The sequence below is a fragment of the Okibacterium sp. AC114 genome (assembly GCF_979253355.1).
The window spans coordinates 335,071-360,501 of the sequence record NZ_CEEDBR010000001.1; the positions used below are offsets into that span (position 1 = coordinate 335,071).

Sequence of the window (25,431 nt, forward strand, 5' to 3'; positions counted from 1 at the left end):
AACAGGGCTACGCTGGGGTAATTGACCGCAACCTGAACGGAGTCCCATGAAAGGCAAAGTACTTTTCGTCGCCGGACTGGCCACTGGTTACGTGCTCGGCACGCGAGCCGGCCGAGAGCGTTACCGCCAGATCCAGACGAGCTGGGCGAAGGTGTGGAACGCCAAGCCCGTGCAGAAGCAGGTCGGCAAGGTCGAAGACTTCGCCAAGGCCCGTGCGAGCGAGGTTCCCGGCGTGCTGTTGAACGGCGCCAAGAAGGTCGTCAACGTCGTCACCAGCGACCAGTCGAAAGAGCAGAAGGTCGAGGGCGCCAAGAAGGCTGCCGTCGACACCGCGAGCGAAATCGGCAAGTCGGTGAAGGCGGGAACGAAGCGCTCCGCGTCGGCCACCGCCGCTGCGTCCGCCGACACCTCGGCAGACTCCTCCGACAAGACCGAGTAAGGACGATTCGCCGTGAAACCCGACTCCAAAGAAGAGGCGCGCAAGTCGCTCTTCACCCTCATCGGTGAGCTGCCCGAGCTCGTCACCAACCTGATCAAGGCCGAGATCGAGCAGCTCAAGCAGCAGCTCACGCACAAGGTCAAGTTCGCCGGCATCGGCATCGGGCTCTTCGTCGCGGCGGCCGTCCTCCTGTTCTTCGCGGTGGGCGTGCTCATCGCCGCAGCCATCCTCGGCCTGGCCGTCGTGCTGCCGCCGTGGCTCGCGGCCCTCATCGTCTTCGCGTTCTTCGTGATCGTCGCGGCGGTGCTGGCCTTCCTGGGCCTCAGATTCTTCAAGAAGATGGGGCAGGAGCCCAGCACGGGCGAGAGCCTGAAGAAAGACGTCGACGCAGTGAAGGGGTTGGGCGAATATGGCGAACACTGAATCCGGCGTTCCGAAGCCTGAGCAGGCGCGCGCCGATCTCGCGGCCGCCCTCAACGCGATCGAAGAGAAGCTCAACGTTCCGAAGCAGATCGACCGAGCCGCCGAGCGTGCCAAACGCCGCGTCGTCGAGGTCAGCCGCACCAAGCCCGTCGCCCTCGGCGTCGGCGTGGCCGGCACCGCTGCTCTCGTTGGATTGAGCGTCTTCTCCATCGTGCGTTCGATCGTGAAGCACTAACTGCGACGCCCGCCTGACACCACCGCCGACGACGGCCCGCACCTCTCTCGAGGGCGGGCCGTCGTCGCGTTTCGGCTCCGCCCGGAGCCGCCCGAACCGACACGCTGAGAACCCCGTGTGTCGCGCATCCGCTCGCTTTGCTGTATGCGCCGACCTGAGCGAGGATAGAGACATGACCCACCAGGCCGAGGCCTTGACGACCCCCACTGATACCCCCTCCGAGCACAGCCCCCAAGACGGTTTCACCCTCTGGGCCGTGTTCCGTCGAAACACCGACGCCCACGCATCCGCATCGGCCCAGGCCACCTCCGACGAGTTCGGCATCACGTCGAGCGAAGACGCCCAGGTCGCCCAGCTCGACAAGTTCATCGCCCAGCAGGCCGAGAAGAACGTCGTCCTGCGCGGCTTCTACGACGTGTCCGGGCTGCGTGCCGACGCCGACCTCATGGTCTGGCTGCACGGCAACAGCGCCGAAGAGCTGCAGGCTGCCCTGCGCGAACTGCGACGCACCTCGCTGATCTCGGCACTCGTGCCCACCTGGAACGCCATGGGTGTGCACCGCGACGCCGAGTTCAACCGCAACCACGTGCCCGGTTTCTTGCGCGGCAAAGAGGCACGCGGATGGCTGTGCCTCTACCCCTTCGTGCGCAGCTACGAGTGGTACCTGTTGCCCGAAGAAGAGCGCCGCGCCATGCTCGCCGAGCACGGCCGCAAGGGCGCCGCGTTCCGCGACGTATTGGCCAACACGGTCGCCTCGTTCGCCCTCGGCGACTACGAGTGGCTGCTGCCGCTCGAGGCCGACAACCTGGTCGACCTGGTCGACCTCATGCGCGATCTGCGCCAGACCGAGGCGCGCCGCCACGTTCGCGAAGAGGTCCCGTTCTTCACGGGACGCCGAATCGAGTCCCGAGAAGTACCGGAGGTACTGCGATGACCGACACCATCAGCACGAGCGCGGCCGACGCCACCGAGCCGCTCGTCCGCGACGCCACGCCCGCCGCGGCGACCGGCAAACCGCACATCGAAGAGCCCGTCGCCTACGACGCCATCCTGCTGGCATCGTTCGGTGGGCCAGAGGGGCAGGATGACGTCATCCCGTTCCTGCGCAACGTGACCCGCGGCCGCGGCATCCCCGAGGAGCGCCTCGAAGAGGTGGCCCACCACTACCGCCACTTCGGCGGCGTGAGCCCCATCAACGACCAGAACCGCGAACTCAAGGCGGCCCTCGAGGCCGAACTCGAGCGCCGCGGCATCGACCTGCCCGTCCTATGGGGCAACCGCAACTGGGACCCGTATCTGCGCGACGCCGTACTCGAGGCCAAGGAGCGCGGTTTCACCAAGCTCATCGCCATCGCCACGAGCGCCTACTCCTCGTTCTCGAGCTGCCGCCAGTACCGTGAGGACTTCTGGATCGCGCTCGAAGAGACCAACCTGCACGGCGAGATCCAGATCGACAAGGTGCGTCAATTCTTCGACCACCCCGGTTTCGTCACGCCGTTCGTCGACGGCGTGCGCGATGCCTACCGTCAGCTCGCCACCGACCGCCCCGACATCGATCTGGCCACCGAGGTCGAGGTGCTCTTCACGACGCACTCGATCCCCTCTGCTGATGCTCGCAAGTCGGGCCCGGCCGAGCGCGGTTTCGGCGAGGGTGGCGCCTACCAGGCCCAGCACCTCGCGGTCGCCGAGGTCGTCATGGAGTCCGCCAAGCGCGAGGCCGGCATCGACGTCGACGTGCCGTGGAAGCTCGTCTTCCAGTCGCGCTCCGGCCCGCCCAGCGTGCCGTGGCTCGAGCCCGACATCAACGACGCCATGGGCGAGCTGCCCGCCGCCGGTCGCAAGGCCGTCGTCATCGTGCCGCTCGGTTTCGTGAGCGACCACATGGAGGTCATGTGGGACCTCGACAACGAGGCCATGGAGACGGCCGACGAGCTTTCGCTGCTCGCCATCCGTGTGCCGACGCCCGGTGTCCACCGCGACTACGTGTCCGGCCTCATCGACCTCGTCCTGGAGCGCCGTGACGGCGTGCCCGCCGACAGCCGTCCCTCGGTGACGAACCTCGGCCCGTGGTACGACGTGTGCCGCCCCGGATGCTGTGAGAACGCGCGCCTCGGCTTCAAACCGGCGGCCGCCGGGTTGGTGCCGTGACCCTTCGTATCGGAACCCGCGGCAGCGCTCTCGCTCTGGCGCAAACCGGAGACGTCGCGCGCGAGATCACGGCGGCCGTCGGCACCCCTGTCGACCTGGTCACCGTGATCTCGCACGGCGACGTCTCACGGGCTTCACTGTCATCGCTCGGCGGAACGGGCGTCTTCGCTTCGGCGCTGCGCGAGGCGCTCGTCGCCGACGAATGCGACCTGCTGGTGCACTCCCTGAAAGACCTGCCCACGCAGCCCTACGACGGGCTCGTGGTGGCCGGCATCCCGCAGCGGGCCGACGCGCGCGACGCACTGTGCGCGCGCGACAACCTGTCGCTCGGCGAACTGCCCCGCGGGGCCAAGGTCGGCACGGGTTCGCCCCGACGCGTCGCCCAGCTGTTGGCCGCGCGCCCCGACCTGCAGATCGTCGACATCCGCGGCAACATCGACTCGCGCCTGGCCCGAGTAAACCCCGACGACCTCGACGCCGTCGTGCTCGCGGCCGCTGGTCTCGACCGCATCGGCCGCAGCGACGCCATCACCGACCTGTTCGACCTCGACCGGTGGCCGACGGCGCCCGGTCAGGGTGCACTCGCGCTCGAGGTGCGGTCGAGCGATATCGGCGGCGGCTTCGAAGCCGCATCGCGCGAGGAGGCCGCGGGCATCGGCGAGCAGATCGCCGCAGCGGTCGGCGCCCTCAACGATCGCGACGCCGCCCTCACGGCAACGGCCGAGCGCGGCGTTCTCGCCACGCTGGAAGCCGGTTGCGCCGCCCCGGTGGGTGCCGCGGCCGTCGTGCAAGACGGGACCCTCTTCCTGTCGGCTACCGTGTACAGCACCGACGGACTCCGTTCGGTGACGGAACGCGCCGACGCGGAGATCGACGAGCAACTCTCACCCGAGATGCTCGGTGCCCGCGTGGCCGAACGTCTTCTCGAGGCGGGCGCCGCCTCATTTGCACCCGTAGGAGCTTTCTCGTGACCACCGGCGACCCGAAGCCGCTCAAGGGCTGGCGCATCCTCGTTCCGCGCGGCGGACCGTGGGGCGACGGCGTCGCCGCCGACCTCCGTGCGCGCGGCGCGACCCCCGTCGTGGCGCCTCTCATCAACTTCGCGCCGACGCAAGATCCCGAGGCGCTCACGGCCGCGCTGGGTGCACTCGAACGCGGCGAGTTCCACTGGCTGACGGTCACGAGCGCGACCACGGTCGACGTGCTCTATTCGCAGAACGTGCGGGTGCCGGCATCCACCAAGATCGCGGCCGTCGGCGAGACCACGGCGGCGGCGCTGCAGGCCGTCGGTTATCAGGTCGACCTGGTGCCCGAGAAGGACAACTCGGCGCGGGGCATGGTCGACGAACTCACGGCACTCGAAACAGAACCGCGGCGTTTTCTCACGTTGCGCTCCGAGATCGCTAAACCGCTGCTCACGCAGGGGCTCATCGAGGCCGGGCACAACGTGCAGTCGGTCGTGGCCTACCGCACGGTGGGTGAGCCCGCCCTGCCCAAGGTCGTCGAAGACGTCACATCGGGGCGCATCAACGCCATCCTGGTGACCTCGGGCAGCGTTGCCGATCAGGTCGTCGAGCAGTTCGGCACTCTTCCCGAGACGACGCTCGTGGCTGCCATCGGCCCGCGCACCGCGAAGGATGCCGAGGCCGCCGGGTTGACCGTGCACGTAGTGTCGCGCGAGCAGACCGTGACGGCCTTGCTCGACGCCGTCGTGCGCGCCGTGACCGACGGGCATCCCGTAGCCGTCGACGGTCACGGCAACTGATCCCGAGCGCGTTCAGCGCTGAGCGGAAAGGCGCCGCCCGAGCATCCGCTCTCAGCCTTCGCGCGTAGGCTTGAGGGGTGAGTTTTCCGAGCATTCGTCCCCGTCGTCTTCGCACCACACCGGCCATGCGCCGGCTCACCACCGAGCTGCGCCTGCACCCGAACGAGTTGGTGTTGCCGCTCTTCATCCGTGAGGGTCTCGACGAGGCCGTGCCGCTCGGCTCGATGCCGGGCGTGATGCAGCATTCGATGGATTCGCTGCGACGTGCAACGGCCGATGCGGTGGCCGCGGGTGTCGGCGGCGTCATGCTGTTCGGCGTGCCCGAGGTGCGCGACGCTGTGGGCTCGCAGGCGAGCGACCCCGACGGCATCCTCAACCGTGCCACGCGTGTGCTGGTTGATGAGTTCGGGTCGGACATCGTCGTGCAGACCGACCTCTGCCTCGACGAGTTCACCGATCACGGCCACTGCGGCGTTCTCGATGAGAAGGGCGCGGTCGACAACGACGCGACGCTCGAACGCTACGTCGAGATGGCGCTGGCGCAGGCGCGCGCGGGCTCGGCCATCCTGGGCCTCAGCGGCATGATGGACGGCCAGGTCGCCGTTGTGCGCCAGGCGCTCGACGCCGAAGGCTTCACCGACACCGCCATCCTCGCCTACTCGGCGAAATACGCGTCGGCGTTCTACGGGCCGTTCCGTGAGGCCGTCGATTCTCAGCTGCAGGGCGACCGCCGCACCTACCAGCTCGACCCCGCCAACCGCCGTGAGGGCATGCGCGAGGCCATCCTCGACGAGGCCGAGGGCGCCGACATCGTCATGGTGAAGCCCGCCATGAGCTATCTCGACGTGCTGGCCGATGTGGCCGCCGAAAGCACCATCCCCGTGTGGGCTTACCAGGTGTCGGGCGAGTACGCCATGATCGAGGCCGCGGCCGCGAACGGCTGGATCGACCGTCGCCGGGCGATCGAAGAGTCCGTGCTGGGCATCAAGCGCGCCGGAGCCGACGTCGTGCTCACCTACTGGGCCACCGAGCTGGCCGGCTGGCTGCGATGAGCAGCGATAGCGCCGATAACGACAGCGCCGGTATCGACAGCGCCGATAACGACAGCGCCGGCAACGGCAACGGCAACGGCAACGCTGGCGTCGACCTCGCCGACCGCACACCCGAATCATCCTCGACAGGAGCCCCCGTGCAGCACAACGCCGAATTGTTCGAACGCGCCAAGCACTCGATCCCGGGCGGCGTGAACTCGCCCGTGCGCGCCTACGGGTCGGTCGGCGGAACGCCCCGTTTCCTCGTCGAAGCCCGCGGTGCCTACGTCACGGATGCCGACGGCCACGAGTACGTCGACCTGGTCGCGTCGTGGGGCCCCGCCATTCTGGGCCACGCGCATCCCGACGTGGTTCGTGCAGTGCAAGACGCCGCCGCCCGGGGACTCTCGTTCGGCGCGACGACCCCGTCCGAAACCGAGCTCGCCGAGCTGATCCGCGAGCGGATGACCGCCGAATCTGCCGACGGTGTGCTGGCGCCGGTCGAGAAGGTACGGCTCGTGTCGACGGGCACCGAGGCCACCATGACGGCCATCCGCCTGGCGCGTGGCTTCACCGGGCGCGACCTGCTCATCAAGTTCTCGGGTCACTACCACGGCCACTCCGACGGCCTTCTGGCCGAGGCCGGCTCCGGTCTGGCGACTCTCGCCATGCCCGGTTCCGCGGGTGTCCCGGCGCCCATCGCCGCGCAGACCCTCGTGCTGCCCTACAACGATCTCGATGCCGTGCGCACCGCGTTCGCGACCCACGGCGACCGCATCGCCGCCGTGATCGTCGAGTCGGCGGCGTGCAACATGGGTGTCGTTCCGCCCGAGCCCGGTTATAACGCCGCTCTCACCGAAATCGTGCACGAGGCGGGCGCGCTGCTCATCGTGGACGAGGTCCTCACCGGTTTCCGTGTCGGCTCTGCCGGTTACTGGGGTGCGTCTCTCGCTGACGGCCCGGCCTACGCGCCCGACCTGTTCACCTTCGGCAAGGTCGTCGGCGGAGGTATGCCCCTGGCTGCCTTGGGTGGCCGCGCCGAGGTCATGGACCACCTCGCGCCTCTCGGCCCGGTCTATCAGGCGGGCACGCTGTCGGGAAACCCTGTCGCCGTGGCCGCGGGCCTCGCCACGTTGCGTCTCGCCGATCTCGATGTCTATGCCACGCTCGACGCGGTCTCGGCGCGTTTGCAGTCCGCCGTCTCGCAGGCGCTCGCCACCGAGGGTGTGGCGCACACGATCCAGCGCGCGGGCAACCTGTTCAGCGTGCTGTTCTCCGACACGCCGGCGACGAACTACGCCGAGGTGCAGGCCCAGGATGCCTTCCGCTATCCGCCGTTCTTCCACGCCATGCTCGAGGCGGGGGTGTCTCTGCCGCCCAGCGTCTTCGAGGCGTGGTTCGTCACGGCGGCTCACGACGATGTGGCCCTCGAGCGCATCATCGACGCCCTGCCCGCAGCGGCGAAGGCGGCGGCAGCAGCACAGCCCGCATAGCCGCTGAGGCGCGTCGAACCCGGTGCGGCTCTGTCGGCGCGGCGGGACCCGCGTCGCGGTAGGCGCATCCTCGTCGTACGCCCGGTGTCTGTGTTGAGCTTGTCCGTCAACGCGGCCGTTATGTCTTTGTGAACTGTCACCATCCCATTCGCGGCATATAACCGGCAGACTGGAAGCATGTCGACCCTTCACCTTCACCCGGACCGTCTCGAGATCACTCTGTCGGCTGCCGAGAAGGCGTTGTCTCTGCGGCGAGAGAACCTCGCGGTGAAGCGCTCACAGATCCGGTCGGCCATCATCACGGATGATCCGTGGATCTGGGTTCGCGGCATCCGCGCGCCCGGCGCCGCCATCCCTTTGACCTTGGCCGTCGGCCAGTGGAAGTTCCACGGCGGCAAAGACTTCCTGGTTCTGAAGGGTGGGCGTCCGGCGGTTGTCCTCGAGCTCGACGATCACGAGTTCGCGCGCATCGTCGTGACGACGAAGCACGCGAGTGAGCTGGTGGCCGCATTGCGGGTGGATGCCGCGGTGCCCGACGAGATCGCCCCGCCCGCGCAGAAGGCCGCCGCGAAGAAGGCTGCCGCCGCGAGGAAGCCGTCCGCGGTGAAGGCTGCCGCGAAGTCGGCCTCGCGCGCTTCCGCGAAGCCGTCGTCGTCTCGTGCCGCCGCGCCGAAGTCGACCGCGGCGAAGCCGGCCGCATCGAAAACTGCCGCTGCGAAGGCCGCTGGGTCGAAACCGGCCACGCCGAAGCCGTCGGCCACGAAGCCGTCGGCCACGAAGCCGGCGACCACGAAGTCGCCGACGGTGAAGGCCGCCTCGAATGGGCCGTCGTCGGCCGCGGGTGAGCGCTCGGGCAACTCGAATCCGGTGCCCGAGAAGCCCGTGATTCCGCAGGCGAGCACGGTCGGCTCCCCGTCGAAACCTCAGTCTCGGGCGTCGTCGCGCAAGCCGGCTGGCAGCGCCAGTGCCGGTGCCGGTGCCAGTGCAAGTGCCGGTGAGAGTGCGACGAAGTCGGACGGCAGGCCGAGCCCGAAAGAGTCGGTCGTCAAGCCGAGCGCGAAGGAGCCGGCTGCCAAGCCGAGCATGAAAGAGGCGGGTGTGACGTCCAGCGCGAAGGATGCTGGCGTGGCCCCTGGCTCGAAGCATTCGGGTGTTGATAGCGCTGCGACCGAGAAGCCGGCTGCGCCCACCCCGAAGGACGTTGTGGCTTCTCGAGACTCCTCTGCCGCCGATGTGGGTGACGCGCCGTCGCGGGCGTCGGGATTCGAGGGCGGCTCGGACACAACAGGCTCGGATGCGGATGCCCGTGAGCGCGATGCCGGGGACGGCCAGCGCAACTAAGCCCTGGTGCCCGTGAGCGTGATGCCGGAGACGGCCAGCGCAACCTGGCGGTCGCGTGGGGAGGTCGCTCATGCGCGGCCGCGGGTTTCCGGTGACTCGTGTGCGCCAATTCGTGCGTGCGTGCGCGCGGGTCGGTGCGGCGACTCGTACGCGCGGGTAGGCATCCGACGGCATGTGTCCGACGGCATGTGTCCGACGGCATGTGTCTGACGGCAGGTGTCCTGTGGCTGGTGTCAGGCGGCTGGCGGGCGACGGTCGTGTCGTTCGGCGTCGAGTGTGCGGGCGTTTAGGCGGTGACGTCGACGATGGTTCGTCCGCGGACGCGTCCGGCGAGGACGTCGTCGGCGGTGTTGCGGGCTTCGGCGAGTGGGATGGTGTGGCTGATGGCGTCGACGTGTCGGGGGTCGAGGTCGACGGCGAGCCTGTTCCAGGCTTCTTGGCGCAGCGGTTGGGGGGTTTCGACGGAGTTGATTCCGGCGAGGGTGACGCCGCGCAGGATGAAAGGCATGACGGTGAGGGGCAGGTCTGAGCCTTGGGCGAGCCCGCAGGCGGTGGCGATGCCGCCGTATTTGAGGCCGGCGATGGCGTTGGCCAGGGTGTGACTTCCGACGGCGTCGACGATTCCGGCCCAGCGCTGGCTGACGAGCGGTTTACCGGCGGAGCTGAGTTCGGTGCGTTCCATGATGGTGGTGGCGCCGAGCTGGGTGAGGTACTCGGCGTGCTCGTCGGCTCTACCGGTGCTGGCGGTGACGGTGTAACCGAGGCGGGCGAGGAGGGCGATGGCGATGCTGCCGACGCCTCCGGCGGCTCCGGTGACGAGGATTTCGCCGTCGGCCGGGGTGACGCCGTGTCGCTCGACGGCGAGCACGGACAGCATGGCGGTGTACCCGGCGGTGCCGATGGCGGCTGCGCGGCGTTCGCCGAGGCTGCCGGGCACTCGGACGAGGTTGTGTGCGTCGACTCGTGCCCGTTCGGCCAGTCCGCCGTGACGTTTTTCGCCGATGCCTGTGCCGTTGAGGAGCACGAGGTCTCCTGCCCGGTAGTCGGGGGAGCTGGTCGACGTGATCTCGCCGACGAGGTCGATGCCGGGGATGAGCGGGGAGTTTTTGATGATGCCGGGTTGCCCGGTGAGCGCCATGGCGTCTTTGTAGTTGACGCCGGAGTAGTGCACGGCGATTGTGGTGTCCCCGTCGCCGAGGTCGCTCTCGGTCGCGGTGCCGAAGTGGGATGAGCGCGAGGGACTGTCGTTTTCGGCCCACCAGGCGCGGAAGGTGGTCACGTTGGGTTCCGTCGTTGCAGCCATGTCTTCACTCTACGCAGGGGCCGCTCGTCGTGGCTCGTGGTGATCGATCGGATGACCGGCAGATGTGTCTTCCGTCGATGGAAAGCTCCTGCCCCGACGGCGCTTTTGGGGGACGCGCGGCCGGGGCAGGAGGTCTAGGACACGCGCTGAACGTGGCCGAGGGCGGCGCGGGCGCCGGCTCGGACGGTGATCAGCACGGGAATCTTCTTGCCGAGGATGGTTTGGGCTTCCTCGACGGCGGTGTTGGTCTCATCGGCGACGCGTGCCGGTGAGGCACCTCGACGCGTCGTGATGCGAACACGCACGCCGGTGCCCGTGCGGCCTGTCGGCACGCTGCGCACAGTCGATGAGATGATGCCGGGCTCGTCGGCGAGGCGAGCTTCGACGATCTGCTCGAAAGCCCGATTGTCGATGATGATCTCGCCCAGACCGTTGGCGCCGTCGGCGCGAGCGGCGGTGCGACGAACACGCTGACGTTGCGCAATCATCCAGGAAATGAACAGTGCGGCAATGATGACGCCGAGGAGCACGGCGGCTGCCGCAACCCAATGCGTCTGTGTGCCCGGGATGGCGGTCGCCTGCGCGGCACCGGCGATGGTGTCCACGCTGTCACCAGCAACTGAGCGCCAGGTCTTCTCTGCGGCCGGAGCGAAGCCGAGGTATGCGACGGCGGCCCCGATGGCGGCAAGGGCGAGCCCGATGAGGAAGAGGAAGAAGCGGTTGAGTGCCGCATGTTTTCCGGTCATCAGCCCACCATTCCTTTCTTGTCGATGTCCACGCTGACCCGCAGCGGGGGCGTGAGTGCATATGAGTCGGCAACGCGCTGCGCTTCCGTCTGGACGGTTTCACGGTCGACAGGCACGCCCGTTGTGGGCCGAACGTGCGCCGTGGCGCGACGTCGACCGACGCTGACAGACACCTGTTCTTCGCGCAGATTGGCCGAGTCGCGGATGACTTTAGCCAGCGCCGCCGCCACGACGGTGTCGTCGATGACCGTGGGGTTGGCCGCATCTGGAGTGTGGTGCAGGCCGCGGATGCCGGGGAGAAGCGCGCGGACCATGAGCACGAGGCCGATCACAACGAGCACGCCGCCGATGGCATAGAGCGCGGGCTGGCCGAGGGAACCGACCTGCGTTGCGCCGAGTGCCAGAGCACCCGGGGTGGCCAAGAGCGGAGCTTGACCGAGCATGTTGAGGACGACTTCGGTGATGAGATAGGCCAGCACGAGAAGTGCGATGATGCCCACGATCAGCGTCGTGCCCGACCGCGTGGAGCGGAGCTCTTGCCGAACGGCTCGCCGGCCGATCTTGTCGGTGGTGCTCATAGGACTCTCCGGTTGTTGATGAACTCGCACCCGGTCACGCGCACACGCACACGGCCGACGAGTGAGCCGCTGAGCGCTGTCGTCTGCTCGGCGATGCGGCGCTGGGCGGTGGTCGCGGCCTCGATGACGGAGGGGCCGGAGGCGAGGGAGTTTTCGAGATCAACGGCGACGGGCCCTGCCACCTCGATGGCCAGCTTGCCGTCGAGGTCGGACAGATTCACCGAGACCGCAGACGCGCGGACACCCAGCGCTTCGCCGGCAACCGCGCGAAGAAGGCCGCTCAGGGCCTTCGATGCGATGCGCGTGCTGCCGACCTGGCGCTCGGCGGGCACAGGATTCGTGCCCGCCCGAAGGATGTCTGCGTTGGGCGGGGCGGTGACCGTTGTCATGACGAGGACCGCTTGCCCCTCAGCGCGTCGGCAACCGCTCCGAGATCGAGCTTGCCCTCGAGGATGCGACCGACCAGGGCGCCGATGGCCATCAGAACGACCGCGAGGAGGAAACCCCAGAAGCCGAACCACAGGGCTACGACCGCCAGGATCGCGCCGACGAAAATACCTACTGTCGTGTTGCTCACTGAACTCGCGACTCCTCGGCCTCTGCGTTGTCGTCGTCGGAGGGGATGTGGACGTCGTTGATCGAGATGTTGACCTCGGACACCTCCATGCCGACGAGGTTGTGGATGGCGCGGTAGACGGCGTCGCGGACCTGGTCGGCGACATCCTGCAGCGCAACAGGGTATTCGACGACGAGGGTGAGATCGACGGCGACCTGCTTCTCGCCAACCTCGACGTTGACCCCCTGTGCGTGGTCGGTCGCTCCGACGGCGCCGCGGATGGCGCCGAAAGCTCGCGCTGCTCCGCCGCCGAGGGCGTAGACGCCGGGGATGTCGCGGGCGGCGAGGCCGACGATCTTGCCGATGACCTCGGGGGCGATAACGGTCTTACCCGAGTCGATCGCGCTGTCGAGGGAGTTGGCACCGGTGCCGGTGGTGCTGATGGTCGCGGGGGTAACTTTCTCAGCCATGTTCTGCCTTTCGTGGGGGCCCGAATGGACCCGTTTCGTTGTCTACGGAGATAAGACGGGACGTGCGGCGGAATCGTCACGGATGACGTAGAAAAACTTTGACAGATCGCGGTTTGGCCGTTTTGGGTGTTGCTTTTTTCTCCACTCCTACGTTTATCCACAGATTGACGCAAGGCCCGAAATGGCTCAGGGTGCGGGGATAGGCTGCGGGAACGCACATGAGATCCAACGACACGGAAAGGTGGATGATGTCCGCTCGCGACGATGCCAGAGTCCCCCTGGCCGACCTGGGTGACCGGGTTCTCGTCGACCGTGCGACCGACGGCGACGGGCGAGCGTTCGAGGTGATCGTCCGCCGACACGGGCCGCTTATGCGTGCTTACGCGATCCGGCTTATGAGCTCGACGGCCGAGGCGGACGATGTGGTCCAAGAGTCCTTCATAACGGCCTGGCAACAGCTGCACACGCTGACCGATGGGTCCGCGGTGAAGAGCTGGCTGATGCGCATCGTCAGTCGAAAAGGTGTCGACCGCTTGCGGTCACGGCGTCGATACGATGACATTGACACGGTAGAGGTCGCGGCGCCCGAGGCATCGGGTCCCGAGAGTTCCGCGCAGGTGAGTTCGCAGATGGATGCGCTCAAGAAGGCGCTCGCGAACCTGCCAGAGCAGCAGCGTGAATGCTGGGTACTCAGGGAGGTCGGCGGTCTCAGCTATGACGAGATCGCTGAGCAGCTGTCGGTTCCCGTGCCCACCGTGCGAGGCCGCATTGCTCGGGCCAGAGAGACGCTGACGCGAGAGTTGGAGGGATGGCGATGAGCAACACCGATCCCCGCTCCGACCGCGCATTCGACGACATCCGCCCGCTCGCCGGAAACGGTTCGACCCCGAGAACCCGAGACGACGGCGTCCTGGATTGTGGTCGCTCGGTGGACGAGCTGGAGGATTACCTCGACGCGGGCGAGCCGCGCGAGGCGCACATCGATCAGTGCCCGGAATGCCAGCAAGCCCTCGATTCTCTGAAACGTATGCGACGGGTGACGGCAGAACTGGTACAGAACGACGCCGATCACGCGCCAGAAGAAGCTGTCGAGGGATGGCTGAAGGGCCTCGTGGGGCAGTTGGCGCTCGAAGTGCGTGCGGGGCGGCAGATTCCGCTTCACCACGACGACGAGCGTGCGCGGTTGAGCATCACGGAGGGCGCGGTGCGGGCCCTGATCCGCGATGCCGGCGACCGGGTTCCCGGCATCGTCGTCGGTCGGAGCTCCTTCGAGGGAGACGTCACCGAGCCCGGTGCGCCGGTGTCGGTCCTCGTCACGGCGAGTGCGCGACACGGTGTGAACCTCGTGCAGATCGCCGCGGACCTCAGGAGCGCGATCCTCGCCGATCTCGCTCGGCATACCGAGCTCAATGTCACGGCGGTAGATGTGCGAGTAGACGACCTATACGGCTCAGGCCGATCGGGAGAGGACCTGTGATGGCGCAGGAAACTGACGTGCTGGCTGGGGCGATCGCGCAGGCGGTGGAGAGCGTTCCCGGGGTCGTGGAGGTGTATCCGTCTGTTGCGGCTCGAATCAGCCGTGGCATCATCGGGACGGTCGAAAACGTCGCAGCCGGGTTACGAGGCAAAAGTGGCTCATCATCGGTTGAACCCCCACGAGTTTCCGTGAGCGGCGAGGGCGCTGACCAGACGATCGACGTTCACATCGGCACCGATGCCGCGATTGCGACACCCGACGTCGCCCGTGCGGTCTACGACGTGGTTGCCGCTCTCGCCCACGCCGACGCCAGGATCGAGATACAGGTGAGCCGGGTCGAGTGGCCGATTCCCGGTCATACGGAGTCCCCGAAGCGCGCGGCGTCGGTCGATGTCGCTGAATCGGTGGCGAGTTCGACCACCATCAACACCGGCCGATCGGGGGGCGGGCCTGTGCCGGCAGCCATCGACGCCGGCGCACAGACCGAGGCGTGACACTCGTCGCTCTTCCCGCGGAACGCGACCCACACCAACGAGGAGTTCCAATGTATCGAGTACCCGACCAGACCGGCCGAACGATCATTGTCACGGGCGCGAGCGGTGGCATCGGAAAAGAGGCCGCCACCCGACTGGCGGGCGCCGGAGCCCAGGTCATCCTGGCCGTGCGCAACCCCGAGAAGGGCGAGCAGGCTCTCGCAGACATCCGTTCCGAGCACCACGACGCCCGGGTCGAGATGCGACTCATCGATACGGCCGATCTGGCATCCGTGCGTCGTTTCGCCGCCGAAATCGACGACAATTACGACCACATCGATGCGCTGGTCAACAACGCCGGCGTGATGGCGCCGCCGAAATGGATGGTCACCGTCGACGGCTTCGAGATGCAGATGGGCACGAACTTCCTCGGGCCGTTCGCGCTCACCAACCTGCTGCTGCCCGCGTTGCTGCGCTCAGAGGCCCCTCGGGTGTCCACCATGTCGAGCGTCGCCGCCTGGATGGGTGTCATGCGCTTCGATGATCTCGATTCGGTGGGTCACTACATCCCCATGGTCGCCTACGGCCAGACCAAGTTGGCGGACTACTACCTCGCCAGCCACCTCGCCGAGACGTCGCGGCGGCTGGGTTGGCGCTTGATCAGCAACGCCGCGCATCCCGGACTGTCCAACACCAACATCACCCGCACCGGGCGCTACCTCGGCAAGTCCATGCCGAACAAAAGCTACATGGGCAACGTTCCGTTCCTTCCCATTCAGGAAGTCGACCGCGGCGCCGAGCCGATGCTGTTCGCCGTCGCCGATCCGGCCGCCGAGAATGGCGGCTACTACGGACCGAACGGAAAATTCGAGCTCACGGGCATCGTCTCACCGGCCCGCGTGACCAAACGCATGGCCGACAGCGACGCGGCGGCACGGCTGTGGGCTGTCGCCGAGAAGCTGACGGGTACCGCGCTGCCGCAACCCACGCCGGCGAGCTGAGCGGGGATCGCTGCGGCGACAGAGCGTTCAACCACCGATGCGCGTTGCGGGGGCAGCGCGTCGGGTCAGGAGCGCGGGTCAGTAGCCCAGAGTCTTGATCGTGTGGGAGAGGGCATCGGCGGAGCGTTGCAGCAGCTCCTGCTCGTCATCATCCATGGGCACATCGAGCACACGCTCGACACCGCGCGAACCCACGATCGACGGCACGCTGAGCGCCACGCCATCGATCCCGCGATAGCCCGACAACACCGAACTGACCGGCAAGACGGCCCGCTCGTCGCGCAAGACCGATTCGACGATGCGCGCGCCCGACAGCCCGATCGCGTAATTCGTGGCGCCCTTGCCCGCGATCACACGGTACGCCGCCGTGACCACATCGTCGCGGAGGGCGTCGAGAACGTCACGGGTGAAAACCCGGGTGCCAGAAGCATCCGTCCACTCGCGCAACGGCGTCAAACCGATGGATGCCTGCGACCACAGCGGGAATTCGCTATCGCCGTGCTCACCCACGATCGACGCGTGGACGCTCTGCGCCGCGACGCCGGCGCGCTCCGCCAACAGCCACCGCAGACGCCCCGAATCGAGCACCGTGCCCGACGAGAAGACCTTGCCCGCAGGCAGGCCCGAGATCTGCTGGGCGATCACCGTGAGCACATCGCACGGGTTCGTCACCAGAATGTAGACCGCCTTCGGCGCGCGCTCGACCAGCTGCGGCATGATCTTCTCGAGAATGCGCGCGTTCGTGCCAGCCAGGTCGATGCGCGTCTGGCCGGGCTCCTGCTTGGCACCCGCCGTGACGACCACCACGTTGGCGCCAGCGATGACATCCATATCGCCGCCGCCCGTGATGCGAGACGCACCCGTGAAAGGCGTGCCGTGCGCCAGATCGAGAACCTCGGCCTCGGCCTTGGCGGTGTTCACGTCATAGAGCGCCACCTCGCGCGCACTATTGCGGATCAGCGACGCATAGGCGAGTGAGCTGCCCACGCTTCCCGCACCGATGATGGCCAGTTTCGTGTTCTCGACGACGCTCATACCTCCATCCTGCCGTGCCTCGGGCGGATGCGGGCAGCCCCGAGCCCTGCCGTGGCTGAGAGTTTGTGCAAGCTTCAGCCCTGGCGGCCCTTCCAGCGCGGGTTGAGCTTGTTGATGACGAACACCCGTCCGCGGCGGCGCACCACCTGCGATCCGGGCTGATTCTTCAACGATTTGATCGATGCGCGAACCTTCATGACCACTCCTTTATTGATAACAGTTATCAATAAGGTAGCGTAAACCCATGCACGATCACAGAGATGCACACGACCCATCCGGCAACGCGCACGGCCGCGGCGGTGGTGCGCGAGCCGATGCCACCGAGGTGGTCCTGGTCTTCGGCCGGTGCACAAACCATCGGCACGAGCAGGTTGCCGCCCTCGCACAGAGCCGAGTCGATGTCAGCGTTCGCGTGGCTCCCCGCACGAGCGGCGGCCCGTTGGAAAGGCGACTCGCGGATGCCTTCGACGCGGCAGCGAGAGATGGTGTACGACCACGGCGCGTGATCCTCGACCTCCCCGACGACACCCGCCCCGAGGAGGCCATCGGCGCTCTGGCCGGCCCCGGCGCATCGGAGGACATCGCGATCGTGGGCATCGTCACCGTCGTCGACGCCGGCCGGTTCCGCGCAGACCTCGGCGATGACGGCTATCTCGTCGAACCGGCCGGCGACGGCCACGACGCGCACTACGACGTACCCTACAACGCACCCCACGACGCACCTCACGACGCACACGGTGTGGATGCCGAGACATACACCGCCCGGGCGCTCCTCACGGTGACGCAGATCGAGTTCGCGAGCACCGTCATCCTCGTGGACTGGGCGCATATCGACCACGCTGAGCTGTCCATCCTCATGGCCGTAATCGGTCACCTCGCGCCCGACGCTCGGATGCGCCTCGCTCGTGGTGCGAAAAACGGGCGCGGCGGCAGCGCCGCAGATACCGCGGGCACCCGCCCGCGCGCCGGACAGACGACCGGCACCGAGGCCCCCGACCACGAGACGGGCGGGGGATTCGGGTCACTGCTGACGGGCGCACGCGCGATCGACGCGACCACGCAGCAACCGGGGTGGGTGCGCGCCATGAACGGGGAACATCGCCCGCACGTGACCGACCGAGCCGTGAGCACGATTCGGTATCAACAGCTGCGGCCCTTCCATCCGAACCGGATCGTGCGCCTGCTCGACGGTGAAATCGAGGCGGGCGCGTTCGGCGCGGTGGTGCGCTCGGCCGGTTTCTGTGCATTCGCGACGCGCCCCGGCATTCCGGCTCGATGGGATCACATCGGACGCATGATCTCGTTCCACCCGATGGCGGTGTCGGCGGGAAGCGAATTACTCGCGGTGGGACAGGACCTCGTGTTCCAGGGAATCTACCTCGATGAACCCGGGCTGATTCGGGCGTTGGATGCGTGCGCGCTGACCGACGCCGAATTCCTGGCAGGTCCGGCGTTGTGGCGGCGACTGCCCGATCCGCTTCCCCGCTGGGAGGATGGAGCCGAGCGTCGTCTGTAGCGGGCGCGGGCGCGGCGCGGTCAGGGCTGCGGGCGCTCGCGGATGGTCGTCACGACGTCGGCGAGTTGGGGCTCGGGCGGGGCAGATCCGAAACCGAAGGACACCGGCGGGTCGAGGCGCGCGAGGGATCCCAGGTCGGCGGCGTTCCAGCATCCCGAAACCGCCGTGATGGCTCGCAGAGCCGTGACGCCGTAGAACTCGGTGCGGCCGTTGCCCGCGCTGCCCGCCGTGTGCACGCCGGGCACGAGAAGCGCCGCGAGGGGGTCGATGAGGCGCAGCCAGGCCGGGCGGGTGGCCAGAAAAGCGGGCACCGCGCGCAGCAGGCGGCCGAGCGGCGTGAGGGGACCGATGGTGATCGTGAGGTCGAGTTCGTCTCCCGCGACCACGTGCAGGCCACCCGCCACCCGGGTCGTGTGCACGGGCATGATGCGGGTTTCGTCGAAGGTGTAGGTGCTCGAGACGAAGTCCGCGACAGCCTGTGACGGGGCGAAGAGGATGCGGTGGCCGCCAGCCTCTTCGAGGAAGATGTCCGTGAACGAGCCGAGCGGCGACCTCTGCCACATGCCCACGACAAGCCGCACGCCCGACGTGGTGCCGAAACCCGCGATGCGCCCCTCGAAACGGAATTCGTCGCCCGCCATCACGGCTCCTCCGTCGTCGCGGTCGCTGTCCCCGGGCGCGCCACGGCCAGCACCCGATGCGTGCCGCCCGACCGCAGCGCCGACCGCTCGATCACCACCACAGCACCCAGATCGCCTGCACGAGCGTGATGGCCGTCATGGGGCGTCCGTTCGCGGAGCGTCGGGGTGGGTGCCCGCCTGGCCGTCGGAGTCGGCCTCGGAGTCGGCGTCAGGGTGGGCGGATGGGCGGGCGGATGGCTGAGCGCGCCGGACCTGCCACACCGACGTCAGCCAGAGCGCGGCATCCACACCGAAGATGAGGGCCGCCAGCGCGATCGTGCCCGCGCCGATGGTGGGCCACAGCAACACGACACCCGCGACGACGAGCAGGATGTTGAGAGTGCGGGCGATGACCTCGGGCAGGCGCGGGTGGGGGATGTCAGAACCCGGCGCCCGCGCGGCCACGATGCCCTGCCGCACGAGCGGCCCGGTGCCGAGGCGTCGCGCGATGGTGCGGCGCACCGAATAGCCGCCGAGCGCTGAACCGACGAAGAGGCAGAGGAGACCGAGGCCGAACACACCTGACGGTCGCACGGAACGGGGCATCGGCGCAACACGGGCGGCTTTCCCACTGTATTAGTGTGAGGAGGTGAGCACGTCCATCCCCGCCCCCGCCTCCTTCACCCTCGAGAACGTCGACTGGAACGACCCCCGCGCGGTCGCCCTGCGAAGCGAGATGGAAGCCGAGATGGGCGAGCGATACGGTTCGTCGCACGGTGACGAGCCCGTCGAGGTCACCGAGGCACGCATGCGGGCGCTCGCCGTCGATCCCGCGGGCGTGGTGCGCACCATCCTGGCCGTGGATGCCGGGGGCACACCCATCGGCCACGTCGGCGTGCGCTGGCTCAACGGCGTGCTCGAGGTCAAACGCCTCATCGTCACGGGCGGGCAGCGCGGGCAGGGCCTCGGCCGCGCCCTCATGGCGGCGGTCGAAGACGTCGCGCGCGCCGAGAACGAGACCCACATCATTCTGCAGACGGGCACGAAGCAGCCAGAGGCCGTCGCACTCTACGAGCGCATCGGATACCGCGCGATCCCCGTCTACGAGCCCTACCGCGAGACCATGCCCTGGTCGCTCTGCTACGAGAAATTCCTCGACGCGAACTAGATCGGCTTCAGGGCTACACCGACTCGGGTGCGAGCCCAGCGACCTCGAGTGACGGTTCGACGGCGGGCGCCGCATCCGCATCAGTCGCCGTCAGCCCATAGATGGCGAGCCAGGAAAGCGCGATCGTCATGGCGGTGAACTCGAGCAGGCCTCCGATATCGGTGCCGAGCTGAGCCACCGAGAGCAGGCCGCCCACGCTCGCCACGAAGAGCATGCTGATGCCGGCCACGGCCGAAATGCGGGCCAGGCGGCGGCGGTGGCGCAGGAACGCCACTTGGATGCAGGCATAGCCTCCGGCCGCGAAACCGAGCACGGCACTCGACGTGTGCACGAGGTCCTGCACGGTGCTGCCCGATGTGAACGGCACGGGGCAGCCGGGCGTGCACGTGACCTGCGAGGCGAGCGCGAACATGACGCACGCGAAGACGAGGGTCGCTGCGACGGGCCAGGCGCTCAACCAGCGGGTCGTCGAGCGCACCGAACGGGTCCCCAACGCGATGAGCGTGCCACCGAGGGCGATGCCGAGCAGTGACGCGTTGAACCAGGGGGCCGTGGCGGCGCCGGTCTCGCCGAGCTCGCTGACATAGACGGGGCGGCCGGCCATGACCCGCAGCGACCACACGGTCACGATGGCGGCGATGATGAGAATTGCTCCGGTCACGCGCAAGCGATGCGGATGCCGGGGTGCACCGCGCTGCAGATCGTTCGCCACCGACATCCCCGTTCTCGCGCGGCAGGGCCGGCGTCTCGCGCCCACCGAGCGGTCGACCGTCCGTCGATCGTACTCACTGCGCCCGGCTCGGCAGAACCCCCGGCGGGCGAAACCTCCCGATCGCGCTCAGTTCGCGGCGTTCGCAGCGCTCGTCGTCGCCATCGCCGAGACCGTCGTCGTGGCCGCCGCCGCGTGCGCCCCGCAGAACACCGACGCCGGGTCGTGCAACTCGCACACGACCAATTGCTCGCGGCAGGAGGCATCCGCGCAGTTCTGCATACGCTTCGTCGCCGCACCGCACACCGCGCATGCACCGATGACGGCCGCGTGATCGCTGAACTCGAGCGACATGCGCTTGTCGAACACGTAGAGCGACCCCTGCCAGAGGCCGTCGTCGCCGAACTGCTCGCCGTAGCGCACGATGCCGCCGTCGAGCTGGTAGACCTCGCCGAACCCGCGCGACGTCATGAGGCTCGACAACACTTCGCAGCGGATGCCGCCCGTGCAGTAGGTGACGACGGGTTTGCCCTTGAGGTGGTCGTATTCGCCCGAGTCGAGGGCGGCGACGAACTCGCGCGTGTTGGAGACGTCGGGCACGACGGCATCTTTGAAGCGGCCGATCTCGGCCTCGAACTTGTTGCGGCCGTCAAAGAACACGACGTCGTCTCGGCTCTGCACGAGCTCGTGCAGCTCTTCGGGTTGCAGATGGATGCCGCCGCCCACCACGCCGCTCTCGTCGACGACCAGCTCATCGGGCGCCCCGAACGACACGATCTCGTCGCGCACCTTGACGGTCAGCTTGGGAAAGTCGAGGCTGCGGCCCTCGGCGTCGAGACCCGAGCCGTCTGACCACTTCACGTCGAGGTTCTTGAACGGCGCGAACTCTTGTGTGCCCCGCAGGTAGCGTTTCACGGCATCGATCTCGCCGCCCACCGTGCCGTTGATGCCGTGCTTCGAGAGCAGGATGCGGCCGCGCACGCCCCAACGATCGGCCAGCTCGCGCTGCCACAGACGCACCGCTTCGGGGTCGGCGAGCGGCGTGAACGCGTAGTAGAGCAGAATCTTGGAGAGGGCCACCCGACGATTTTACGCGCGGTCGGGCAGCGTCACTCCGACACCCAGTTCTCGCCGTTCAGGGGAAAACCGTCGCGTCCGCCCCGGCCGGCGCCACGGATGGCCCAGGGGAGGCCGGTCGCGAGCGTGACACCCGCGCGGTCCTGCCGTTGAAGGTGCAGATGCGGCTCGGACGAGTTGCCGCTGTTGCCGCACGCCGCGAGCACATCGCCCGCACGCATCCGATCGCCCACCTTCACGCGCACCGAACCGCGTTGCAGATGGCCGTAGGTGAAGAAGGTGCCGTCGTCGAGCCGCAGCACCACGTGATTGCCGAGCATCTTGCGGGGGCCGCCGATGCTGCGCACCAAGCCCTCGATGACGGTCATATAGAGGATGGCGTCCCACGAGTAGCGCGTCTTGTGGTCGACCTCGGAGTCGTGTCGGGCGACGACGGTCGCGTCGGCGACGGCGTGCACCGGCAGGCCGAAGCCCGGAAAGTCGCCGGGCGGCAGGTAGCCCGTGACGGTGCGTCCGTAGACGGGACGGTGCCGGTCGTCGGGAATGCCGATGAGGTCGACGGCCCAGGTCTGGCCGAGCGTGTGCAGACCGTGGCTGGGGGTGGCGGATGCGGGAGAGTTGACGGCCTGCCAACGGCCGCGCACGGGTGAGTCGACGACGATCGACCCCTCGCGCTCGATCGGGGAGGCGCTGCCGAAATAGGCTCCCGCGGCGATGAGGAGTGCGCCGACCATGCCGAGGATGGCGGGAACGAGGCGCGCATCGAGACCGGAGACGACGATGACGACCTGCAGGAGCAGCGCGAAGCCGATGACGATGAGACCCGCGGTGGGGGCGAATCCACGCAACCAGGCGTGCGCGCGCGGGCGCGGCTCGGGCGGGGCGGCGGGTGTGGCGCTGGACGAGGCGGGAGAAGACATCCCGTCTAGCCTAGGGGCGTCGCGCGGCGGCGGGCCGGTCTGCGCACGGGAAGAGGGGCCGCCCGCCGAAGCGAGCGACCCCTCGGAAGCGGGCTCGTGCTGACCGAAACCGGCCCGCACGAGCGGGCGCACCGTTACGGCTTCGCCTGATCCTGCACCGCACCGCGAGCGTCCTGAGCGCTGCTCTTGACGTTCTCGGCCTCGTCGGTCGCCGTGCCCTTCACGTTCTGAGCCGCCTCCTGGGCGGTCTCCTGAACGGCGTGCGCGGCCTCCTGGGCCGGCTCCTTGAGGTCCTCGGCGATACCCTTGGCGACATCCTGGACTTCCTGCAGGGCGGGCGCTGCGGCATCCTTTGCCTGCGAGGCCAGTTCCTTCTCCTTGTCGCTCGCGGGGATGAGGGATGCGGCGAGCAACCCCACACCGAAGGCGATCAGTCCGACGGCCAGCGGGTTGCCTTCGGCCTTGTGGACGGCCTTGTGCGAGGCGTCGGACAGGCTGCTGCCCGCGCCCGACACCGACCCGACGGCCGAGTCCTTCGCACCGAGGACCGAGTCGCGGGCATCGGAGGCGACACCGAACACGCGGTCCTTGACGCCGTCGACGCGGCCGCGCAGCTTCTCCTTCTCGCGGTCGACGATCTTGGAGGGGGTGACCTTGTCGGCGAGGGCGTCGACGTCGCTCCCCAGTTCGGAACGGGTGCGCTCGATGTTGGCCCGAATCTGGTCGGGATCAGAGGCGTCGTAATGCATGCTCATCGGTTTTCCTCATTCTTCTTCAGGGTGTCCGGAATCTTCTTCAGCGAGTCGGCGGTCTGCGGCATGCCCTGCACCTCTGTGAGCTTCTTGCGGCCCTGGAGGTAGAGGATGCCCGCGATGATCGCCCAGATGAGGGCGACGACCACGGCAGACCATCCGTTGTCGATCAGGTGACCGAGGCCCCACCACAGTGCGATGGAGAGGAACAGCACGGCCATGAGGCCCGCGTAGCCGGCGCCGCCGAGCAGTCCAGCGCCCTTGCCGGCACGTGTGGCGGACTGCTTCAGTTCGGCTTTGGCGAGGTCGACTTCCTGGCGCATGAGCGCCGAGATGTCGCGCGACACCTCACCGAGCAGGTCGCCGAGCGATGTGTTCGCCGCTTTTTCCTCTGAGGGGGTGTGCTGCGGATCCGTCATAGCCGGCGCCCGTCGTCGGTGGTCGGGTCGTAGGCGGGTGCCGAGACGGGCGGGAAGTCGCCGTCGAGCGTGGTCGTCCCGTCGGTGTAGGCGGGGGATGCCTCACCGTAGAGGTCGTCCGTCGAGGCGGGCACGGGCGGCACCGGGGGAACCGGCGTGACGGGCACGGCCGGGGCGGCGTGCGCGGGCGTGCCGGTCGAGGTGCCGGGTGTGCCCGAAGTGCTCGGCGTGCTCGACGCCGCGGCCTCCTTCTCGTCCTTCGCTTCGCTCGTCAGGCTGCGCACGAGGCGCCCGGCCACGAGGCCGGCGACGGCCGAGACGGCGATGAAGGTGCCGGGCTTGCGGCGTGCGTAGTTCTTCACCTCGGTGAGCAGTGAACCCGGGTCGCGCTCGTCGAGCCAGGAGGCGATGCCGCTCGTGCGCGAGGCCACCTGCGAGACGAGGTCCGTGGCGACGCCGGGCTGATCGGATGCCTGGGCCATGCGGTTCAGCTCATCGCCGATGCTGCGCAGCCCCTCGGCGACGCGGCCCTGCTGCACGCCGGCCTGCTCGTGCAGCTGTGTGCGGGCCTCCTCGTAGAGCGCCTGCGCCTGTTTCTTGGTCTCACCCGCGACCTTGGATGCTTCCTCCTTGGCCGTGCCGGCCACGTTCTTGGCGGAGTCTGCGGCGTCGTGTCCGACCTGGCTCGCCTGTTCCTTGGCCGTGCCGGCGACGTCTTTGGCCGTGTCGGTGACACCGCTCGTGGAGTTCTGGTCCTCCGGCGGGTTCGTCGGAGTGTATACGTCGGTCATGGTTATCCTTCCGTGACGTCTGATGCATGACCCTCGACTGGGGGTCGGGGGCAACGTGTGATGACGATTGTGGAAGGTGCCGACGAGGTCTGGCAATCCCCTTAACAGACGGGTTTCTCGTCCCTAATATTTGCTTCTTCATGCCATCGGATGGCGTCGGCGCAGGCGGCCGCGCGACGGTGTTGAACGAGGTGTCGACCGCGTCGGACGTGCACGAGTGTGGCGTGAGAAGTGCTGGTCAGCAGCCGTTTACACCAGTCGGCCCTTCCGACGGGGTCGTGCTCCCCGCGCAGGACGAGGACGGGCACAGAAACCCCTTCGAGCCGATCGCGCAAGGGGTAGGCGAGCATTTCTTTCAATTCCATGGCGTACCAACGCGGGCCGGCCCGGAGGTAGTCGGTGAAGACGATGGCGTTGCCGTCGAGAGGCTCGAGCAGGGTGTCGCGCGCGAGGTCGACCCCCTGGTGCCAGGCCGTCGGTCGACGGTCGTTGACCACCGGCCCGATCATCACGAGAGTGCGGGCGAGGTCCGGACGACGGCGGGCGATCTCGGTGGCGATCTGGGTGCCCATGGAGTGGCCGACGAGGAGCGAGGGGCGCAGCATCCGCCGGTCGAAGAGGTCGATGAGCATGGTCGCCAGATCATCCACCGACAGGGGCCGGGGTGGGCGGGGGAGTCCGCCGTAGCCGGGCAGGTCGAGTGAGACGACGGTGTGCGTCGACGAGAGCTCGCGGTGCAGCCGTCGGAAATAACGGTGCGAGACGCCCAAGCCGTGGATGAGGACGGCCACGGGAGCCTCGGTCGGAGCCGCGTATTGCGGAGCGTCTGCGCGCGCAGCATACGATCGCGGGACGGGCACCACCGTCGTATGCAGGGCTATCGACTGCCCCCACACCTCGGCGATCTCGACCGTGGGCCGGGCGGCCCGCCGAGGAGACACAGCC

At 68.1% G+C, this 25,431-nt stretch carries 33 protein-coding genes; 16 read left to right on the forward strand and 17 right to left on the reverse strand.

Features of this window, described 5'->3' with window-relative positions; translation table 11 throughout:
- Nucleotides 1-46 precede the first annotated feature (46 nt).
- The 10 genes from ACZ6IE_RS01595 to ACZ6IE_RS01640 all read left to right on the forward strand — a co-directional run bounded on the left by ACZ6IE_RS01595 (nucleotide 47) and on the right by ACZ6IE_RS01640 (nucleotide 8,875).
- Entirely contained in the window at nucleotides 47-439 is a 393-nt protein-coding gene (locus tag ACZ6IE_RS01595; RefSeq protein ID WP_464606475.1) for a hypothetical protein, read from the forward strand.
- A 12-nt stretch (nucleotides 440-451) separates the two neighbouring features.
- Nucleotides 452-862 carry a phage holin family protein gene (locus ACZ6IE_RS01600; protein ID WP_077054296.1) on the forward strand — a complete coding sequence of 137 codons (411 nt, stop codon included), beginning with the start codon at nucleotides 452-454 and terminating at the stop codon, nucleotides 860-862.
- Nucleotides 849-1,097, forward strand: coding sequence for a DUF3618 domain-containing protein (locus ACZ6IE_RS01605; RefSeq protein WP_464606476.1), 249 nt, complete (start codon nucleotides 849-851; stop codon nucleotides 1,095-1,097). The genes ACZ6IE_RS01600 and ACZ6IE_RS01605 overlap by 14 nt, the downstream gene beginning before the upstream one ends.
- A 172-nt stretch (nucleotides 1,098-1,269) precedes the next feature.
- On the forward strand, nucleotides 1,270-2,031 hold the full coding sequence (hemQ, locus tag ACZ6IE_RS01610) for a hydrogen peroxide-dependent heme synthase (RefSeq protein WP_464606477.1): 762 nt from the start codon (nucleotides 1,270-1,272) through the stop codon (nucleotides 2,029-2,031).
- Nucleotides 2,028-3,245 carry a ferrochelatase gene (locus ACZ6IE_RS01615; RefSeq protein ID WP_464606478.1) on the forward strand — a complete coding sequence of 406 codons (1,218 nt, stop codon included), beginning with the start codon at nucleotides 2,028-2,030 and terminating at the stop codon, nucleotides 3,243-3,245. The genes hemQ and ACZ6IE_RS01615 overlap by 4 nt, the downstream gene beginning before the upstream one ends.
- Nucleotides 3,242-4,216, forward strand: coding sequence for a hydroxymethylbilane synthase (gene hemC, locus ACZ6IE_RS01620; RefSeq protein WP_464606479.1), 975 nt, complete (start codon nucleotides 3,242-3,244; stop codon nucleotides 4,214-4,216). Before ACZ6IE_RS01615 ends, hemC begins: the two co-directional genes overlap by 4 nt.
- Complete coding sequence (locus tag ACZ6IE_RS01625; protein WP_464606480.1) at nucleotides 4,213-5,010, forward strand: uroporphyrinogen-III synthase; 798 nt, start codon at nucleotides 4,213-4,215, stop codon at nucleotides 5,008-5,010. Before hemC ends, ACZ6IE_RS01625 begins: the two co-directional genes overlap by 4 nt.
- 77 nt (nucleotides 5,011-5,087) lie before the next feature.
- Nucleotides 5,088-6,062, forward strand: a complete 975-nt coding sequence (gene hemB / locus ACZ6IE_RS01630; RefSeq protein WP_464606481.1) for a porphobilinogen synthase — start codon at nucleotides 5,088-5,090, stop codon at nucleotides 6,060-6,062.
- Between the two features lie 137 nt (nucleotides 6,063-6,199).
- Nucleotides 6,200-7,534: a glutamate-1-semialdehyde 2,1-aminomutase gene (gene hemL / locus ACZ6IE_RS01635; protein ID WP_464608571.1), complete on the forward strand. Its 1,335-nt coding sequence runs from the start codon at nucleotides 6,200-6,202 to the stop codon at nucleotides 7,532-7,534.
- 177 nt (nucleotides 7,535-7,711) lie between these two features.
- Entirely contained in the window at nucleotides 7,712-8,875 is a 1,164-nt protein-coding gene (locus ACZ6IE_RS01640; RefSeq protein WP_464606482.1) for a hypothetical protein, read from the forward strand.
- A gap of 286 nt (nucleotides 8,876-9,161) precedes the next feature.
- Here ACZ6IE_RS01640 and ACZ6IE_RS01645 read toward each other — a convergent pair whose 3' ends face one another.
- From ACZ6IE_RS01645 to ACZ6IE_RS01670, 6 genes are all read right to left on the reverse strand, one after another.
- Nucleotides 9,162-10,178, reverse strand: coding sequence for an MDR family oxidoreductase (locus tag ACZ6IE_RS01645; RefSeq protein WP_464606483.1), 1,017 nt, complete (start codon nucleotides 10,176-10,178; stop codon nucleotides 9,162-9,164).
- 134 nt (nucleotides 10,179-10,312) lie between these two features.
- Nucleotides 10,313-10,924, reverse strand: coding sequence for an Asp23/Gls24 family envelope stress response protein (locus ACZ6IE_RS01650; RefSeq protein WP_464606484.1), 612 nt, complete (start codon nucleotides 10,922-10,924; stop codon nucleotides 10,313-10,315).
- Nucleotides 10,924-11,502, reverse strand: a complete 579-nt coding sequence (locus ACZ6IE_RS01655) for a hypothetical protein (protein ID WP_464606485.1) — start codon at nucleotides 11,500-11,502, stop codon at nucleotides 10,924-10,926. Before ACZ6IE_RS01655 ends, ACZ6IE_RS01650 begins: the two co-directional genes overlap by 1 nt.
- Nucleotides 11,499-11,891 carry a hypothetical protein gene (locus ACZ6IE_RS01660; RefSeq protein ID WP_464606486.1) on the reverse strand — a complete coding sequence of 131 codons (393 nt, stop codon included), beginning with the start codon at nucleotides 11,889-11,891 and terminating at the stop codon, nucleotides 11,499-11,501. The genes ACZ6IE_RS01655 and ACZ6IE_RS01660 overlap by 4 nt, the downstream gene beginning before the upstream one ends.
- Nucleotides 11,888-12,079, reverse strand: coding sequence for a DUF2273 domain-containing protein (locus ACZ6IE_RS01665; protein ID WP_077054284.1), 192 nt, complete (start codon nucleotides 12,077-12,079; stop codon nucleotides 11,888-11,890). Before ACZ6IE_RS01665 ends, ACZ6IE_RS01660 begins: the two co-directional genes overlap by 4 nt.
- Nucleotides 12,076-12,528, reverse strand: a complete 453-nt coding sequence (locus ACZ6IE_RS01670; protein WP_077054283.1) for an Asp23/Gls24 family envelope stress response protein — start codon at nucleotides 12,526-12,528, stop codon at nucleotides 12,076-12,078. Before ACZ6IE_RS01670 ends, ACZ6IE_RS01665 begins: the two co-directional genes overlap by 4 nt.
- Before the next feature lie 218 nt (nucleotides 12,529-12,746).
- Between ACZ6IE_RS01670 and ACZ6IE_RS01675 the strand changes: the two genes are divergently transcribed.
- The 4 genes from ACZ6IE_RS01675 to ACZ6IE_RS01690 are packed head-to-tail and all read left to right on the forward strand — an operon-like array spanning nucleotide 12,747 to nucleotide 15,479.
- Nucleotides 12,747-13,346, forward strand: a complete 600-nt coding sequence (locus ACZ6IE_RS01675; RefSeq protein WP_464606487.1) for an RNA polymerase sigma factor — start codon at nucleotides 12,747-12,749, stop codon at nucleotides 13,344-13,346.
- The gene (locus tag ACZ6IE_RS01680) at nucleotides 13,337-14,005 is read left to right on the forward strand and encodes an Asp23/Gls24 family envelope stress response protein (RefSeq protein WP_464606488.1); all 669 of its coding nucleotides are present in this window, start codon (nucleotides 13,337-13,339) and stop codon (nucleotides 14,003-14,005) included. Before ACZ6IE_RS01675 ends, ACZ6IE_RS01680 begins: the two co-directional genes overlap by 10 nt.
- Nucleotides 14,005-14,499, forward strand: a complete 495-nt coding sequence (locus ACZ6IE_RS01685) for a hypothetical protein (protein WP_464606489.1) — start codon at nucleotides 14,005-14,007, stop codon at nucleotides 14,497-14,499. The genes ACZ6IE_RS01680 and ACZ6IE_RS01685 overlap by 1 nt, the downstream gene beginning before the upstream one ends.
- A 50-nt stretch (nucleotides 14,500-14,549) precedes the next feature.
- Nucleotides 14,550-15,479, forward strand: a complete 930-nt coding sequence (locus ACZ6IE_RS01690; RefSeq protein ID WP_464606490.1) for an SDR family oxidoreductase — start codon at nucleotides 14,550-14,552, stop codon at nucleotides 15,477-15,479.
- 78 nt (nucleotides 15,480-15,557) lie between these two features.
- On the opposite strand, the gene ACZ6IE_RS01695 is transcribed toward ACZ6IE_RS01690, so the two are convergent.
- Both ACZ6IE_RS01695 and ykgO read right to left on the reverse strand, forming a co-directional pair.
- A complete protein-coding gene (locus ACZ6IE_RS01695) occupies nucleotides 15,558-16,514 on the reverse strand; it encodes an L-lactate dehydrogenase (RefSeq protein ID WP_464606491.1) in 957 nt (318 codons plus the stop codon).
- Nucleotides 16,515-16,588: 74 nt separating this feature from the next.
- Nucleotides 16,589-16,711, reverse strand: coding sequence for a type B 50S ribosomal protein L36 (gene ykgO / locus ACZ6IE_RS01700; protein ID WP_077055463.1), 123 nt, complete (start codon nucleotides 16,709-16,711; stop codon nucleotides 16,589-16,591).
- Nucleotides 16,712-16,758: 47 nt separating this feature from the next.
- Between ykgO and ACZ6IE_RS01705 the strand changes: the two genes are divergently transcribed.
- Nucleotides 16,759-18,030, forward strand: a complete 1,272-nt coding sequence (locus ACZ6IE_RS01705) for a GTP-binding protein (RefSeq protein ID WP_464606492.1) — start codon at nucleotides 16,759-16,761, stop codon at nucleotides 18,028-18,030.
- Nucleotides 18,031-18,050: 20 nt separating this feature from the next.
- Here the strand turns inward: ACZ6IE_RS01705 and ACZ6IE_RS01710 are convergent, their stop codons facing one another.
- Together ACZ6IE_RS01710 and ACZ6IE_RS01715 are read right to left on the reverse strand one after the other, a co-directional pair.
- Nucleotides 18,051-18,671, reverse strand: a complete 621-nt coding sequence (locus ACZ6IE_RS01710) for a hypothetical protein (protein WP_464606493.1) — start codon at nucleotides 18,669-18,671, stop codon at nucleotides 18,051-18,053.
- 135 nt (nucleotides 18,672-18,806) lie between these two features.
- Nucleotides 18,807-19,256: a hypothetical protein gene (locus ACZ6IE_RS01715; protein ID WP_464606494.1), complete on the reverse strand. Its 450-nt coding sequence runs from the start codon at nucleotides 19,254-19,256 to the stop codon at nucleotides 18,807-18,809.
- A 43-nt stretch (nucleotides 19,257-19,299) separates the two neighbouring features.
- On the opposite strand from ACZ6IE_RS01715, the gene ACZ6IE_RS01720 reads away from it, so the two are divergent.
- Entirely contained in the window at nucleotides 19,300-19,818 is a 519-nt protein-coding gene (locus ACZ6IE_RS01720; RefSeq protein ID WP_464606495.1) for a GNAT family N-acetyltransferase, read from the forward strand.
- A 13-nt stretch (nucleotides 19,819-19,831) separates the two neighbouring features.
- On the opposite strand, the gene ACZ6IE_RS01725 is transcribed toward ACZ6IE_RS01720, so the two are convergent.
- From ACZ6IE_RS01725 to ACZ6IE_RS01755, 7 genes are all read right to left on the reverse strand, one after another.
- Complete coding sequence (locus ACZ6IE_RS01725) at nucleotides 19,832-20,479, reverse strand: DUF998 domain-containing protein (RefSeq protein WP_464606496.1); 648 nt, start codon at nucleotides 20,477-20,479, stop codon at nucleotides 19,832-19,834.
- A gap of 177 nt (nucleotides 20,480-20,656) precedes the next feature.
- A complete protein-coding gene (gene trhO / locus ACZ6IE_RS01730; RefSeq protein ID WP_464606497.1) occupies nucleotides 20,657-21,607 on the reverse strand; it encodes an oxygen-dependent tRNA uridine(34) hydroxylase TrhO in 951 nt (316 codons plus the stop codon).
- 29 nt (nucleotides 21,608-21,636) lie between these two features.
- On the reverse strand, nucleotides 21,637-22,524 hold the full coding sequence (locus tag ACZ6IE_RS01735) for a peptidoglycan DD-metalloendopeptidase family protein (RefSeq protein WP_464606498.1): 888 nt from the start codon (nucleotides 22,522-22,524) through the stop codon (nucleotides 21,637-21,639).
- Nucleotides 22,525-22,658: 134 nt separating this feature from the next.
- Nucleotides 22,659-23,279 carry a DUF3618 domain-containing protein gene (locus tag ACZ6IE_RS01740; protein ID WP_464606499.1) on the reverse strand — a complete coding sequence of 207 codons (621 nt, stop codon included), beginning with the start codon at nucleotides 23,277-23,279 and terminating at the stop codon, nucleotides 22,659-22,661.
- Nucleotides 23,276-23,695: a phage holin family protein gene (locus ACZ6IE_RS01745; protein WP_464606500.1), complete on the reverse strand. Its 420-nt coding sequence runs from the start codon at nucleotides 23,693-23,695 to the stop codon at nucleotides 23,276-23,278. Before ACZ6IE_RS01745 ends, ACZ6IE_RS01740 begins: the two co-directional genes overlap by 4 nt.
- A complete protein-coding gene (locus tag ACZ6IE_RS01750) occupies nucleotides 23,692-24,486 on the reverse strand; it encodes a hypothetical protein (RefSeq protein WP_464606501.1) in 795 nt (264 codons plus the stop codon). The genes ACZ6IE_RS01745 and ACZ6IE_RS01750 overlap by 4 nt, the downstream gene beginning before the upstream one ends.
- 101 nt (nucleotides 24,487-24,587) lie before the next feature.
- A complete protein-coding gene (locus ACZ6IE_RS01755; RefSeq protein ID WP_464606502.1) occupies nucleotides 24,588-25,277 on the reverse strand; it encodes an alpha/beta fold hydrolase in 690 nt (229 codons plus the stop codon).
- Nucleotides 25,278-25,431: the final 154 nt, after the last annotated feature.